General features: G+C 42.1%; 9 protein-coding genes and 1 pseudogene. 6 read left to right on the top strand and 4 right to left on the bottom strand.

The genetic code is table 11. The features are described 5' to 3' along the window. Nucleotides 1–117 precede the first annotated feature (117 nt). The 3 genes from GTQ43_RS11795 (at nt 118) to GTQ43_RS11785 (ending at nt 8,791) form a co-directional block, all read left to right on the top strand. Nucleotides 118–1,668 (top strand): hypothetical protein, encoded by a 1,551-nt coding sequence (locus tag GTQ43_RS11795; RefSeq protein ID WP_265272791.1) that lies wholly within the window; start codon nt 118–120, stop codon nt 1,666–1,668. Beyond that, nucleotides 1,665–5,621, top strand: coding sequence for a TonB-dependent receptor (locus tag GTQ43_RS11790; protein ID WP_265272790.1), 3,957 nt, complete (start codon nt 1,665–1,667; stop codon nt 5,619–5,621). Before GTQ43_RS11795 ends, GTQ43_RS11790 begins: the two co-directional genes overlap by 4 nt. Nucleotides 5,622–5,836: 215 nt before the next feature. Next, on the top strand, nt 5,837–8,791 hold the full coding sequence (locus tag GTQ43_RS11785; RefSeq protein ID WP_265272789.1) for a lamin tail domain-containing protein: 2,955 nt from the start codon (nt 5,837–5,839) through the stop codon (nt 8,789–8,791). 50 nt (nt 8,792–8,841) lie between these two features. Here GTQ43_RS11785 and miaB read toward each other — a convergent pair whose 3' ends face one another. Both miaB and GTQ43_RS11775 read right to left on the bottom strand, forming a co-directional pair. After that, on the bottom strand, nt 8,842–10,206 hold the full coding sequence (gene miaB / locus GTQ43_RS11780; protein WP_265272788.1) for a tRNA (N6-isopentenyl adenosine(37)-C2)-methylthiotransferase MiaB: 1,365 nt from the start codon (nt 10,204–10,206) through the stop codon (nt 8,842–8,844). Between the two features lie 405 nt (nt 10,207–10,611). Beyond that, a pseudogene (locus GTQ43_RS11775) lies at nt 10,612–10,731 on the bottom strand (Uma2 family endonuclease); the annotation flags it as partial. A gap of 234 nt (nt 10,732–10,965) precedes the next feature. Between GTQ43_RS11775 and GTQ43_RS11770 the strand changes: the two are divergent. After that, nucleotides 10,966–13,239, top strand: coding sequence for a PhoD-like phosphatase (locus GTQ43_RS11770; protein ID WP_265272787.1), 2,274 nt, complete (start codon nt 10,966–10,968; stop codon nt 13,237–13,239). 554 nt (nt 13,240–13,793) lie between these two features. On the opposite strand, the gene GTQ43_RS11765 is transcribed toward GTQ43_RS11770, so the two are convergent. Then, nucleotides 13,794–14,087, bottom strand: a complete 294-nt coding sequence (locus GTQ43_RS11765; protein WP_265272786.1) for a hypothetical protein — start codon at nt 14,085–14,087, stop codon at nt 13,794–13,796. Nucleotides 14,088–14,226: 139 nt separating this feature from the next. Here GTQ43_RS11765 and GTQ43_RS11760 point away from each other — a divergent pair, with 139 nt between their 5' ends. Continuing rightward, a complete protein-coding gene (locus GTQ43_RS11760) occupies nt 14,227–14,490 on the top strand; it encodes a hypothetical protein (protein ID WP_265273739.1) in 264 nt (87 codons plus the stop codon). Nucleotides 14,491–14,952: 462 nt separating this feature from the next. On the opposite strand, the gene GTQ43_RS11755 is transcribed toward GTQ43_RS11760, so the two are convergent. Then, on the bottom strand, nt 14,953–15,162 hold the full coding sequence (locus GTQ43_RS11755) for a hypothetical protein (RefSeq protein ID WP_265272785.1): 210 nt from the start codon (nt 15,160–15,162) through the stop codon (nt 14,953–14,955). 478 nt (nt 15,163–15,640) lie between these two features. On the opposite strand from GTQ43_RS11755, the gene GTQ43_RS11750 reads away from it, so the two are divergent. Next, nucleotides 15,641–15,961, top strand: coding sequence for a hypothetical protein (locus GTQ43_RS11750; RefSeq protein WP_265272784.1), 321 nt, complete (start codon nt 15,641–15,643; stop codon nt 15,959–15,961). Nucleotides 15,962–16,025: the final 64 nt, after the last annotated feature.

Here is a 16,025-nt window from a genome sequence, read left to right as displayed (position 1 = left end):
CTCCTTAAAAAGGGGCTAAAGGGAAGAAAACAGCCGTGCTTTATAAGGAGAGTCGGAGGGATCTTCGATAGATAAACAAGTGCTTTTATTAACAGAAAAAGTGGCATTCCAGAGGAGATGTGTTCAGTGAGCCGTCCTCAAAAGCAAAAACAAACTACTTCTAGCAGTAGCTGGTATCAAAAGTTAACAGCTACTGTTCTTCTGGGAAGTTTTTTGCAAACTACTATACCTATACCAGCGATCGCACAATCGACTAACAATCTAGGTGCATCTTCAGCATTAATAAATCAAGCTACTTATACTTATACAGATTCTGCTACTAATCAAAAATATGACGGAACTTCTAGCCAACTGAATGTTAGTCCTAACCCATTAGTCGATCCATTAGGGCGGATCTTAGGTTGCGCTGGTACTATTTTACCTGACTATACAGGTTTTTCTGTTGGCGTATATGAACCTAACCCTAGCGACCCAACGGGAACAGAATTAGGCCGCTTGGTTTCTTTGACTCGAACCGAGTTACCCGATATTCCTAATAACAATGTTCCTGGCGGTAAATCGCCAAATACCGAGAATAGTAACCCCTACTTCGTTACGAATAACCCTGCGGGTGTCTACAATTTTCTACTCGATCCGAATAAGGGTCAAACTGATCCAGGTAGAACTTATATTTTTGTAGTTAATCCACCGCCAAATTCTATCTACAAACAACGGCGGATCAAGATTGAAATCCTTGGAAGCACTGGCACACAAGGTAATAATATCGTGCGATATGTTGCGAGTTCTTTAGATGGTCAACCAATCAGTCTCACTGGCGAGACTAGGGTAGAGCAAACAGTTGTCTTAGTTCCCAATGCAGAAGTAGTAGGACTGGATTTATTAGCCTTTGAATTCACCACAAATTTGTGTCAAGCAAATCAGTTGCAGATTGTCAAAACAGGCGATCGCGCTACTGCTGAACCTGGAGATACAGTAATCTACCGGATCTCGGTCAAAAATCTTGCTGATGCTGGTTTAAATAATATATTTGTTACCGATAACTTACCTTTAGGATTCCAATTTTTACCTAAATCTGTGCGCGGAGAGTTGGATGGCAAATCAGTTGCTATCACCTCAGAACGCAATGCAAACACGGTGACATTCCGCACAGACGTAACAATTCCTACAGAAAAAACCCTAAATATTGCTTATGCAGCTCAACTAACAGCCGATGCTGTGCGTGGTAATGGTCTTAATAGTGCGATCGTTAATGGTCAAAGAGCTGATAACCGTTTTAGTACCAAAGATGGCCCTGCAACACACCAGTTAAAAATTCGTCCCGGAATCCTTTCTGATTGTGGCACTATTATCGGTCGCGTGTTTATTGATAAAAACTTTGACGGTGAACAACAACCTGGTGAACCTGGAATCCCCAATGCAGTAATTTTTCTGGAAGACGGAAACCGCATCACCACAGATCCTAACGGTTTGTTCTCCTTAGCTAATGTCTTACCCGGAAGCCATACGGGTGTACTAGACCTCAGCAGTGTACCCGGTTACACCCTAGCTCCCAACAAAAAATTCCGCGAACGAAATAGCCAATCTCGCCTAGTGCGTTTAGAACCCGGTGGCTTGGCCCGGATGAATTTCGCTGTTACCCCCGCCTTCCAGGAGCCAGTCAAAAAATGAAACCCAGACTGCACCATGCAACTATTTTCAACCTGAAGATGATGGGGGTGATGCCGATAGCTCTCAGTCTTGTTTTGTATCCTGCCATAGTTAAGGCAGAATCTACAAATGAAAATCTTTTTTTACCCGATTCGCCTTTGCAAGCAGACAAGGGTGCTGAAGATGCTGAAGTTCTGGAAAACTTATCTCCTAAGAAAGGAGAGGTTTTTAATTCTCCTCCTTCACTACAAAAAAATCAGTCTAGAAGTGACGTGAAAAGGCAGGATGAAGCGGCTCGGAATAAAGTTGCTGAAAAAATTATAGATTCAAGTTCTCCTCATGTTTTGGGAAGTTCTGATAAGCAATTTCTAACTCTTGAACTTCCTTCAACTTCTCTAGTACCAAATACTGATAGTTCAATTGCAGATGTACAGCTAAATGAAAGGGAAATACAACCATTTCAACCAGCAAATTCTGTGGATTTGCCCAGAGGCTTACGCAAAATAGCAGGAATCAAGGACACAAAGACACAACTTCAAGCTTCTCCAACGGAAATACCAGCTTTTTCTGCTCAATTACCTAGAGGGTTACGCAAAATAGCTGAAGTAACCAAGGAAAATCAGAAAATTCCCCCCACTTCCCCCGTCTCCACAGGAATAAAATTCCTGATGCCAACACCAAACACCATTGTGGATGTTCCAGCTACCACGGTGATTGTGCAATTTCCTGTTGGAAGTAAAGTAGAATTGCGGGCAAATGGTGTATTGGTAAACCCTTCCTCAATTGGACGAACAGAAAGCGATGCCAGTACTAACTTAGTAACGCAGACATGGTATGGTGTCTCGTTAAAAGAAGGTAATAACACCATCTCTGCACAAGTAGTAGGAGGGACAGAACCTCCTATAACGGTGCAAGTCGCAGTCCGGGGAGCGCCACAGAAACTAACCTTAGAAACTGTTGAGTCACGTATCCCGGCAGATGGACGTTCTACAGCGACAATCAAGGGTCAACTGCTCGATGCAAGTGGTAATCGCTCTAATCGTGATGCTGTTATCACTTTGATACCCACTGCTGGGGAGTTTGTTGGGAAAGACTTCAAACCTGATGAACCCGGTTTTCAAGTGGAGGCGAAAGGGGGGCAATTTACAGCAATTTTACGATCGCAGCTAAAAGCAGAAACTGTCACAATTCGCGCTATAACTAATAATTTAGAGGCCTTTACCCAACTACAATTTGAAACTGCACTGCGTCCGAGTTTGGTGACAGGCATAATAGATTTACGTTTGGGTGCTAAAGGTACAGATTATTACGGTAGTTTCCGCGATTTTCTCCCGCCTGACAAAAATAACAGAACGCAATTAGATTTCCATTCAGCCATATTTGCCACTGGTGCGATCGGAGAATGGTTGTTTACAGGTGCATATAACAGTTCTCGTAATCTCAATGAAGATTGCAATTGTGATAATCGCCTGTTTAGAACTTACCAATCTAGCGAGCAAAATTATCCTGTCTACGGCGATAGCTCGAAAGTTGATGTCGTCGCTCCTTCCATTGACAGTGTATATCTGCGTATTGAGCGTTCAACTGGTATCCCCGGTGCCGATCCTGATTATGCCATGTGGGGTGACTACAATACCGAAGAATTTGCGCGGCGATCGCAGCAATTTACTTCTATCACCCGTCAACTCCACGGTTTTAAAGCTAATTACAACTTCGGAAACTTACAAATTACAGGTTTGTATGGCAACCACTTAGAAGCATTCCAACGAGATACCATTGCTCCCGATGGTACTAGTGGTTATTACTTCCTCTCCCGCAGACTACTACAACCAGGTAGTGAAAATGTCTTTATTGAGTTAGAAGAACTCAATCGTCCTGGGACTGTATTAGAACGGAAACAGCTTAACCTCGGCCAAGACTACGAAATCGACTACGATCGCGGTACCTTATTATTCCGCGAACCCATACTTCGCACCGATGTCGATCAAACCGGACAAGTCTTGGTGCGTCGGATTGTTGTTAGCTATCAATATGACAGTGGAAACTCTGATAGCAATATCTATGCTGGTCGTTTGCAATATAATCTTTCCCGCAAACTTAACCAAGAAAGTTGGATAGGAGCAACTTATGTCCACGAAAATCAGGGAGTGCGTGACTTTCAACTCTATGGTGCAGATGCACTGATTTCTTTGGGCAATCAAGGTAAGTTAATTGCAGAATATGCTCATTCCACTAATGATTCTGATGTTGTAGGAAAGGTTAGCGGTGAAGCATACCGATTGGAAGCTGAAGGACAAATTACTAACGGGATTCAAGGTCGTGCCTACTATCGCTTTGCCGATACAGGCTTTGCCAATAATGCCACTATCAGCTTTGTCCCAGGACAAACCCGTTATGGAGCGCAGGTTACAGCTAAACTCTCTTCAACCACTAATGTCAGGGCGCAGTACGACCACGAAGACAATTTTGGCATTGCTCCCCAACCTCTAGATACCTTTGAAGAACTGTTTTCACCTGGTTCTCAGGCCATACCTGGGAGTGCAGTTAATAATTCTCTAACGACCATTTCCGCCGGTATTCAACAACGTCTAGGTAGCGCCATTGTTGATGTAGATTGGATTCATCGTCATCGGGAAGACCGCATCCCTGACAGTGCTTTGAGTAGTAACTCCGATCAATTGCGATCGCGTTTTTCCGTTCCCATTGCTAAAAATCTGACTTTCCAAGCTCAAAATGAACTAAGTTTATCTTCCCAAAAAGATAGTGTTTACCCAGACCGGACTATTTTAGGGCTAAATTGGGCAGCAATTCCTGGTGTCAATATCAGTCTGGCCCAGCAGTTTTACACTAGTGGTCAATATTCGGGTAATTCCATCACCAGCTTGAGTGTCAATGGTGAACACAAACTTGGTTCAGATACTACCTTGACCGGTCGTTACTCAATCTTGGGTGGTGCTAACGAAATGACTACCCAAGGGGCGATTGGTCTAAATAATCGTTGGACTATTGCTTCTGGATTGCGACTAAATGTTGCTTATGAACATGTATTTGGCAACTTCTTCGGACGGACTGGAGCAGGACAACAATATGCCCAACCCTTCGCTGTTGGTCAATCAGCATCTGCGATCGGATTTGATGGTGGTGATAGCTATAGTGTGGGGCTAGAATACTCTGATAATCCACAGTTTCAAGCCAGTGCCCGTTACGAACATCGTTCTTCTTCTGGTGGTAGTAATACAGTAATTACCGCAGGTGCTGCGGGTAAAATTTCTCCGGCTCTGACAGCCTTAGTCCGTTATCAACAAGCTGGTTCTTCCAATCAAAAGCTTTCAGGATTGGGGGATACAACTACCTTAAAGTTGGGACTAGCCTACCGCAACCCCAATAGTGATAAATTTAATGCCTTATTGCGTTATGAATATCGCAAAAATCCATCAACTATCCCTGACACCATCCTCTTAGGTAGTGGCACGGGTTCCGAAGACCATACATTTGCTTTAGAGGCTATTTACGCTCCTAACTGGCAATGGGAGTTCTATGGTAAGTATGCTTTACGTAACAGCACTTCTTACATAGCCAGTGATTTAGCTGGTACGAGTACAGTAAATCTGGCCCAATTACGTGCTACTTATCGTTTGGGATATAGCTGGGATTTAGTGGGTGAAGCTCGTGTAATTAGTCAGTCTAGTTACAGCGAAACAGGCTTTGTCTTAGAAACAGGCTATTACCTCACCCCTAACCTGCGCGTTTCTGCTGGATATGTGTTTGGTAAAGTTGATGACCGGGATTTCTCAGGAACACGTTCCGCAGGTGGCGCATATTTGGGTGTCAGTGTCAAACTTAACGAATTATTTGATGGCTTTGGACAGCAAAAACCAGTACCACGCACGCAACAAGAATCTACGTTGCCAAGCCTGTTAAAGAAAGCACGAGAGGGAAATTTCACGTCTAATTATTCAGGAATGAAGCTATGAAATTTTTATCTAAATATATTAAAAGCGATCGCCACCGCGAACGTCAATCAAAATGGTAGATTCTCGGATGAATTGGGTAAGCTAAAAGCACATATTGTCTAAGTGCATGAGAGTTTTTATTCTTTTTTATATCTTTGAAATTTTGGCTAGACAGGGAGTCGTTTGTCGCACGCATTGCATTCATCGAATTAAAATCAGGAGCTAGTGAAACATCAATGAGTTTACTGTTAAAACATCTTTTAGCGGTCAATAACACCGACAAAAACCGTTATAAAAAACTACTAAGTAGCTTTGCTCTATCACTCTGCGCCCTGAGTTTCTGGACACAAGTTGCTCAAGCTGAAGGTAGTCGCACGATCTATCCTAGTAGCCCTCCTGCCAATAGTTACAGAGCTAACATTGAATGGCGTAATGATACTTACGGCGGTCTTGTGCTACGACGAACCTTACTTAAGGTCTATGCCAATAAAGATGAGTATATTCTTCTGGGTTCCAGTGCAGTTAAGGTAAACAACGGCGATATTAATGTTTACAATCCCGGTACTGTTACTGGAAGTATTGGCAGTGAATTTATACCCAGTACACCAAATTTTCAGTGTTCCTTGCAAGCGACACCAGGATTTATCTCAAGTCGCCAAGAGGAGTTAAGTGGCCCTCGTGCTATTTCTGGTGGAGGTAATCCCAACGGATATATTCCCTGCTATTACAAAGCTCCATCTAGTGGAGTTTATAGCATTGTTTTCTACGGGCCTGATGGAGGTAATGCCGCAAATAATGCTGCTCCAACTGGTGAGATTGACTTGAGCAGTGGGAGCAACTTTAATAGTTCACAAGGAACTAATGTTGCAGCTTGGGATGTTACGGTACGGAGCAGCGATCAAACTTCAACAACTGACTTGAATGGGCGGTTATTCACCTACTATATTGCCTTCTATACTGGTAATAACGGTCGATATCTTAACTTCCCAGTCTATCCTGTAACTACAGATGGCTTCCAATATAAAGTAGAACTCAGGGGCACAGATCCCAATGGATTTGTTCTCTATGGTAATCAAACTGGCTTTTTTGACAGTGACGGTAAAACTCCTCTCTACCACGACATACTGGGGGCGGATAGTCAGCTGACAAGTCCCCAAGGTGGTGTTAGCTTGGCTCGTCCCCAATACGCTACCTTTTTTAACTCCATCGATGCCAATGTACTTCCATACATTGAACGTTATCAACGAGACGGCACTTTAGACGGAACTGGCATTCCCCTTAGCCCAATTATTCCTGCTGTGAGTAATTTACAATTCAACGGTACAGTTACAGGAAATAACAGTTCTTACCGCACTGGCGGTACTTTCAACTTTGGCAGCAACGTTACAGGTATTTACGAACTCATTATCAGCCAAGATGGTAGCAATTTTGATCCTACCAACTCGCAAAACCGTCTTTTGCGAGGGACTATGACTGCAACGGGACAGCAAGCAGTTAGTTGGGATGGTAAAGATAATAGTGGCAATTTTTTCCCTGTTGGCAGTAATTACAGAGTTCGTGTCACAACTTATGGAGGTGAATATCACTTTCCTTTGCTGGATGCAGAAAATAATTTTACTGGTGGCCCTACCATTACAATGCTGAATGCTACTAATCCCATAGGCGACACCAGAGGATTCTACGACGATCGCGGTTATAAAACCATCGGTGGTACTCAAATTGGTACGTCAGGTCAAGTACTATGTGGTGCTAATCCACCAAACCCAGCCTTCAGCGACCCGATTAACGGTTTTGACACCGCCAGCAATGACCGGAAATTTGGTCAAGGTACTCTCGGTAGTAATAACGGTGGGAACGCTGGGACATCATGCAACGGCTCTTTTGGAGATGCCAAAGGGCTGGATTTATGGACTTATTATCCTGGTCAAACTCAACCAACTCCATTTAATATCATTGATACAGCTTCACCGAATGTTGGCAAAGTCATAATCAACGAAGTTTTGTACAGTGAAACGGGTACTGCTACGAATACTAATGATGAGTTTATTGAACTTTATAATCCTTCTTCATCGTCTGTAGATTTGAGTGGTTTTAAGTTAGCAGATGGACATTTGACTGCTAATGATACTGATAATACTAATGGTTTTACTTATATTTTCCCTAACGGCACAACTTTACAATCAGGGAAATATGCTGTGATTTGGATTGGGGATAACAACGCCAATCATCAAGCAACAGGAGCAGCTTTTCAAGCTTGGTTGGGACAGACTCCTAAACTCAACAACTCCGGTGATGATATCTGGTTGTACGATAATAATGATAAAATTATTGACTATATGGCTTATGGTAGTGGTGGTGAGATTAATACACCTCCTGCAAGTATTCTCAATCTTTGGGATAACACATATCAGTCTTCTCTAGCTGGGGCTAATCCTGGCCAATCTATCAGCTTAACTCCCAATGGCAATGATACTAATGTCAGTGCTTGCTGGGAAGCAACTACTAGTAACAACGCTAGTACAAGGTGTACAAATTACTTACCAACAAGAGATACTGATACTACAGGTAGTCGTGTTACCAGCGTCGGGGAAAGTAATAATGGTGCTACTGTTGTAAATGCAAAGCTTTTGTTAGTTAAACGCATCACCCGCATCAATAACCAAGATTTAACCGACATTGTAGATGGTCGCAGCGATGTGGCCATTACTGCTGCTAACTACACACCAGAACCATTCGCTTCTGATGATAACGATCCAAAATGGCCTACTGGCTATCTGCGGGGATTGATTAATGCTGGCACTGTCAAACCGGGTGATGAGTTGGAATATACTATCTACTTCCTCTCCAAGGGCCCGAATGATGCTACTAATGTCAAATTCTGCGATTTAGTTCCTAATAATACTACTTTTATTCCCACTGCATTTAATGGTAATAGTCCTGGTGATGGCGGCTTACCAGGAGCAGATCAAGGTATAGGTCTTGCAGTTAGTTCTAGCAGCCCGACATTTTACCTTACCAATGTAGAGGATAGCGATCGCGGACGCTTTTATTCTGCTAATGAGTCAACCCCATCATACTGCGGTACTAACACAAATGGGGCGGTAGTGGTTAATATTACGCGGAGTCCAGATTTACCCAATCTCGTTAAAGATTTTTACGGCTTTGTCCGCTTCCGCGCTAAGGTTAAGTAGCTTTGAGAAAGAAAAAAGGTTAAATATAAGGTTCCCTTTCCCCCTCTTTTTTATACTGGCATAGCTTGTCTCACTTCAACTGGTTCACCAGTCAAGCTAAAAGGACGAACTTCGGTAATTTTTACCTTCACTAACTGCCCTTTCAATTCTTTTATGTCGCCACTGAAGAATGTCAGACGATTACCATCAGTGCGTCCCATCACCTGGGTTTGATCTTTAGGATTTTGGTCTTCTACTAAAACTTCTTCGATCCGTCCGAAGTAACGTTGTGATCGCTCGGCTACTTTTAAGTTTCCCAGATGATTGAGCCGTTGGAGGCGATCGCTTTTTATTTCTTCACTCAGTTGATTGTCCCACAAAGCAGCAGGTGTCCCTGGACGCGGCGAATATGCTGCTGTGTTCAACATATCAAAGCCAATATCTTCCACCAGTTTCAGGGTATTTTCAAACTGTGCTTCTGTCTCCCCAGGAAAACCGACAATCGCATCAGCACTAATAGAAGCATCTGGCATATACCGCCGAATGGTATCGATAATCCGGCGATATTTTTCATGGGTATAACCCCGCGACATCGCCTTTAAAAGTTCATTATCGCCAGATTGAAAGGGAATGTGGAAGTGTTTGCAGACTTTGGGTAACTCAGCACAAGCCTTAATTAATCTCTCTGTAAAATAACGAGGATGGCTAGTAGCAAATCTCAATCTTTCAATCCCCGGTACATCATGGACGTAATAAAGTAAATCTGTGAAGTTGTGCAGATTTCGACCCTCTGGTGTTGTTCCTGGTAAATCTCTACCGTAAGCATCAATATTTTGACCAAGTAGAGTAATTTCTTTGTAACCTTGCCGTCCTAATTCTTCCATTTCAACGCGGATAGCTGACGGCGTGCGAGATTGTTCTATCCCGCGTACATTAGGAACCACGCAATAGGTGCAGCGTTCGTTACAGCCGTAAATTACATTTACCCAAGCTGTGACTTTACTATCGCGTCGTGGCTGGGTGATATCTTCAATAATGTGAACCGACTCGGTTGCAACAACTTGATTACCTTCAAACACCGACTCCAGCAAATCTTTAAGGCGGTTGGCATGTTGTGGCCCCATTACCAAATCTAATTCTGGGACTCGTCGCAATAGCGCTTCGCCTTCTTGTTGGGCTACACAACCAGCAACAATCAGGGTTAAATCAGGCTGCTCGTGTTTGCGCTTTGCCTGTCTGCCAAGATAGGAATATACCTTTTGCTCGGCATTATCTCGAATTGTGCAGGTATTGTAGAGAATCAAATCTGCATTATTTGGGTCTTCAGACCATTCAAAGCCCATATCTTCCAAAACGCCAGCCATGCGCTCTGAGTCAGCTTTATTCATCTGACAACCGAAGGTAGTGATGTGATAGTGGCGTTTAGAAGTGGTCATGTTGCTTAGTTAACCAGTTAGAGTGAGGTTATTCTTGAGCCTCAAAGTCAACTTTATCATAATCATAAATATCTGATAGAGGGATTTGAAATTGAATAGAGGATAGTGGTGAACTACCCCGCCGTAAGACGGACGTAGCTCTCCCAATTCACCGGGAACAGCCTTCAGGACTTCGTAGTACTAGAAAGTCTGACATTCCCTCCTCTTGTCAGGAGTCCTGGTTCCCAAGACCCAAATCTTTCTCTTGCAACACTTACCTATACAGCTTGGTTTTCGCTTACGGCATTGGTGGTCAAGACCCAATAATTCTATCAGAAAATTTTGACGAAGCGCCCGCTCACAATCCCCACCTTATGAGTACATTGAAGGTGGGGACTTCCGCGACACGTTAAAATATCACTACTCTTCTTCATACTCTGAGAAAATCCATTTATTTGCATCAGTTTTAGAATATTGTTCTACATGATTTTTGTACTGATCGATCAGAACATATTCCTGAAAGCTGGGGATGGTGCGATAAGCCGCAAGAGGAACGCGGAGGGTTTATTGTTGACTTTTGCTTAGTAGTATGCATATAAAATTATTACTATTCTGACATTTTTATCTTTGTTGCAATTTTTTAATTCCGGTAAACTTTTTTCCTTGGCGGTTAGACAAATAGAATCTTGTTAACTGGCGAAACACTCGTCCCCGTTTGGTGATTGGATTATAAATACAGCAACATCATTCAAAACACCACCACTTTGTCAACCGTTTGCAATGAAGTATCAAGTTGGGGACGAGTTTTTACAAGAACTGCCACTAATTTTAGCAGGGCCAATCCTAAAACATACTGAACCCGACTCAGTGACGGTATGGGTAGCACTAAAACAATCTTGTCAGGTAGAACTTAAGGTTTATGAGACAACCAATAATGGTGAAGTAGTAGAAAATTGTTTATTGGAGGGGGAACGCTCTACCGTTGCTTTGGGTAAGTATCTTCATGTAGTTGCTGTCACGGCTCAGTCTATCGTTGAATCTGACCTAAGTAGCGATCGCATCTATGCATACGATCTCCAGTTTACTATTGCTGACCAAAATCGGCAAACACTGCAACAAGCATTATGCTCAAACTCCTTTCCTACCGCCAGCATCAGCTACTTTCAACATCAAAAACCAACCTTTGTTTTGCCGCCAAACTGTCTCCAAGATTTGCAAATTGTTCATGCTTCTTGTCGTAAACCTCATGGTCATGGCTTTGATGCATTGCCGATTCTAGACTGTCTCATTGCAGCATCAGCAAATCAACCCCAAAACCGTCCTCACCAGTTATTCCTCACGGGAGATCAAATTTACGGCGATGATGTAGCAAATCCGTCGTTATGGGTTGCCAGTACTCTTGGTGATGCATTATTAGGTTGGGAAGAACAGCTTCCTGTGAATGGAGTTTACTGCACACCGCAACAGCTACCACCTGGTGAACGGGCTAAAGTGGCGACAAATCAAGCAGGTTTGACCGCAGGATTACATAATAAATCTGAGAAAGTTGACAGTCATCTTTTCAGTCTCGGCGAGTATTACGCTACTTATTTACTAGCTTGGTCGCCAGTGTGCTGGCCGGCCGCATTTCCTAAAGGATACCAAGTAACGCGCGATCGCCATGCGATTAAAAACTGGAACCAAGCAGTCCGGCATTTGCGCCAATTCATCTATACCCTTTGGAAAGTGCGCCGCGCCCTTGCCAATATCCCCATGTACACCATCTTTGATGACCATGATGTTAGCGATGATTGGAACCTAAACCAAGCTTGGTGTTTGCGAGTGCTGGGTCGTCCCTTGGGGCGAAGAATAGTCCAAAATGCCTTGTTAGCTTACACAGTGTTTCAAGGATGGGGAAATACGCCTGAGCAATTTACAGAAGGTCAATCTGGTGAAAAGCTGCTGGTGGCTGCACAAGCTTGGTCAACTTCTCAAGGGACAGATGTAAAGGCTGATGAAGCGATCGCTCGTTATGTCGGTATGCCAACCTACGATCCTTACACAGACTTACCTATTTTAATCCGAGATGGTGCAGTATTCATTCTGGATCGACATCCTGAAGCACTCACTTGGAACTATATAGTCAGAAGTAGTTGCCATGAAGTAATTGTACTCGACACACGCACCTGGCGGGGTTATCCAGCCGATCAAAAACCAATTGCGCCACCGATGCTGCTGTGTCCAAAAGCTTTTGAGCAACAACTATTTTTACCTTTACAACAAATAGCTGAACAAACCCAAATTCAAACTACATTTGTGATTGCGCCCACAAATGTATTTGGAATGCAAGTCATTGATTGGATTCACCATTGGAACTTAAAACAGGAGAAAGTTTTTTCAACCGATGTTGGAGATGCCTGGAACATTAATATGGAAGCACTGGCGAAATTTCTAACTACTTTGTTTGAGCAACGTCAACAAATCCTTATTCTCTCTGGAGATATTCACTACAGTTCTGTTGCTCACTTATATTATGCACGCACTCATTCCAAATTACAATCTGTCTTGGTGCAGTTAACCGCTAGTGCATTGAAGAATGAGGAGATTTTGACGCGGCTCATTCATACACGATTGAAAGATTGGCTATTACCAGAAAAGGTGCGACATTGGATCGGGTGGAGCAACCCACCCAATATGGTAGAAATTTCCGAGAAAGAATTACACCATAATCGTCAGTTGCTGACTAACTCTGACTGGTATTGTGTGCTGGAGTGGATAGCTCGAAATAATGTTCAAATTTCTGGCTGCACAGCAGATATATTATCGTTGATAGCTCCCTGGAAACGAGCCGAAAATGCTAAATGGAAATGGATACAACCCCTGATGTTTTGGGAATTTCCTTGGTTTCAAGAAGGGCGAGAAGTAGTTGGATTAAATAATTTAGGTCTGGTTCATTTTGAGTTAGCAGATAAGAGTAGTTCTAACAAAGTTATTCAAGATTTGTACTGGTTTTCTTCTTGGTATCCAACCCAAGTTGTTTACAGTCGTTTTGAGAGCCAGTTAACACCCAATTAGTCTTTATCAATCTTGAATTCTTCTTCATAAAAAATATCCCCAACAACTTTTACGAAGTCGGGGATATGCGGGTTGTAATTCTCACAAATCAAATAGGATTGCTATATAGGAATCATATTTGATTTGTGAAAAAACTCAGTGCAACTTAGAGGATGTTTTAAAAGTGGTTGGCTGTAATTTTAGGCACTTGTTGATCCCCCCTAACCCCCCTTAAAAAGGGGGGAAGCGGAATCAAAGTCCCCCTTTTTAAGGGGAGCCACTGCGTTGGGCGGGTTCCCCGACTTGAAGCACGTGGCGTGGATTTAGGGGGATCTAAAACTTTTTGCTACCGACCAGAGGACTTTTAAAACATCCTCTTAGGCTTCTTCCCTACTCCCCACAAATCAAATCGGATTGCAATACGGTTTGCTTAAGGTTATTTGATGAAAATAATAGACCTCAAAGACGCGATAAATCGCGGTCAGGACGAAGGACTAATTATTGTAAAGACGGCGATTTATCGCGTCTCTTGCCTTAACCGAACAGTATTGAATCGGATTGCTATATAAAGCTAATTAATGTTGATTATCTGGATGATACTCACTTGTCCCTTGGTCAGTTTCTAGCAGCCGTGAAATCAGCACGTCTGGTTTTCTACTGATAACAGACCTCACTTTATCAATAGCAATTACTTCACTGATTTTTACAACCATTTCCCAGAGAGTATCCTCCTCTGTATCTTTGTTGTAAGTCCTATGTTTAAACCATAACAAATCATCCCAAACTCCAATAATTGTGGCAAAATACCACTTATCTCGTACTAGAATCCAGATTTCTTGCTCTAAGTAAGTCTGTAGAAGAGATTTCACAATGGCTGAAATAATAAAAATCTTGTGCTACATATTAAGTAAGTATTAACAGATCAGACAACAGTTAAAATACTGATAAATTTTAGTATAAATCATGTTAAACCTGATATTCTGCCGATGTATAAGAATAAAACCCTTGGTGGTTTCAACAGCTTTTTTACTGGCTATACAAACTTCTGCCAATGCTCAACAACCTGCTACCGGTTTGACTCCAGCACAAGCTCAACATTTATCCCGTGACTTGGTTCCATATAGTTCTCAAGACTTTTTTACGCAAGGAAAAGATTCCATTGAGAGAGAAATTCAACTTCTTCAGCAAAGACAACTACCCTCAATTAAACCTGTTCTTAAGATTGATTCAGTACCAAAGATCAAAAAACCATATACTCAGCAAAAACCATAACATCTTAATCCAAGTAACACCAATTCTTTGTAAAACTGCACGAGGTGAAGTTACCCCGGGAGCAACGCGAAAAAGTGAGATCCTCGTAAAATAGGCAGGGGTAGCAGGGGTAGCAGGGGGAGCAGAGTGAGTAAAGAGGCATTTTTAGTATTTTTTACGACCGTTACAGACTGCTTCTACACTTATTTTCTTTCTCTTCCCCTGCCTCCCCTGCCTCCCCTGCCTCCCCTGCTTACCCATCTCACAAAATCGCATTGCTCCCAGTTACCCCAGACACGGGGCTTGAGCATTTTGTTCCTGAGCAATAGAAGATACACTAAGTATAAAAACACACTTTTTGTAATCTGAAGAATTGAGGTATAGCACCTAAGCCACACCCCCAGTTATTACAATTATTATGCTATGCTCCTGGAAACACAGTTTTTGAGTTTTGAATAAACTTTGCAACAAAAATTTACAATCTTAATCGTCTAACAAACTCATCAACGCTTGAATCTCAACGTCTTGCGGCTCTGATAATTGAGACTCTAACTTTAATAATTCAATCTGCAATGCTTCTACTACATAGAGCATGTTAGATTCTTGGGCAATTTTTAGCTGGTTTTCTTTAATCTTGATTTGTTGAAGTAAGGGTTTTTCAACATGAATTGAATTGTAATGTTGAGCAATCATAGCTTTACATTTTTTATCAATTTACTGAGTGCAGTGAAATTTACCACCTATGTATTATTCCACACTTTTCTCATTTTTTAAATATCTGGTGATTTAATCTTAATTACTCTTATAGCGGTTCCCATTCAAATGTGGTACATCATCTCGTAAGGTGTAGGGGCAATTCATGAATTGCCCCTACGGGTGTACCTCACATAAATGAAAACCGCTATAGTGTTTAGGGTAATGGTAGGCTTGATATAGTAGTCCTAAATGAGTCGTGAAAAATATAAATAAGGAAACGAACCGCCAAGTACGCCAAGGACGCAAAGAGAAGAAAGAAGAAAGAGATATGTAATTTTCACAAATGATTTAGGATTGCTATACATCATGCCTATATTTTTAGAGGCTTTTACAAAAAGGCAAATCATGATATAAGATTGATTGACTTAGGGATAATTTTAGATAATCAGTATTGGAGATATTTGCAATATTTTTTATGGATAGGACGAATTTAAAGTCGATCAAGAGAAATCTTTTTAATTTTGTAAAAATTATATCTACAGTGCTTATAATAAGCGCGATTGGATTGGAGTTGTGGAATATTTATGCAGTAATAACTAATAGTAATGTACCAAACAGCCTTAATCTAATTTTTTGGATTGAGCGTTTTGCCATGACGTGCCATTTTATCGAGGCAATTATAGCAGCTTTTTATGCAACTTCCCGAAAAAAGATGCCAATCCAATATGCTACTTATACTTTTTTTGTAGGCACAATTGGCTTGTTAGAACTATTTGAGCGAGAAAATGACTATTGATCCTTCTACGCCTTGAAAGGATTAGCCGGGTTGGGAGCGATCGCACAATGCACCCTCAGTCAGA

Source organism: Nostoc sp. KVJ3 (assembly GCF_026127265.1).
Taxonomy (GTDB): Bacteria; Cyanobacteriota; Cyanobacteriia; order Cyanobacteriales; family Nostocaceae; genus Nostoc.
This window is presented reverse-complemented; position numbering and strand designations above follow the sequence as displayed.

Coding starts and splice junctions, on each gene's coding strand:
- GTQ43_RS11795 (WP_265272791.1), top strand. CDS start 118: ATGTGTTCAGTGAGCCGTCCTCAAAAGCAAAAACAAACTACTTCTAGC.
- GTQ43_RS11790 (WP_265272790.1), top strand. CDS start 1,665: ATGAAACCCAGACTGCACCATGCAACTATTTTCAACCTGAAGATGATG.
- GTQ43_RS11785 (WP_265272789.1), top strand. CDS start 5,837: ATGAGTTTACTGTTAAAACATCTTTTAGCGGTCAATAACACCGACAAA.
- miaB (WP_265272788.1), bottom strand. CDS start 10,206: ATGACCACTTCTAAACGCCACTATCACATCACTACCTTCGGTTGTCAG.
- GTQ43_RS11770 (WP_265272787.1), top strand. CDS start 10,966: ATGAAGTATCAAGTTGGGGACGAGTTTTTACAAGAACTGCCACTAATT.
- GTQ43_RS11755 (WP_265272785.1), bottom strand. CDS start 15,162: ATGATTGCTCAACATTACAATTCAATTCATGTTGAAAAACCCTTACTT.
- GTQ43_RS11750 (WP_265272784.1), top strand. CDS start 15,641: ATGGATAGGACGAATTTAAAGTCGATCAAGAGAAATCTTTTTAATTTT.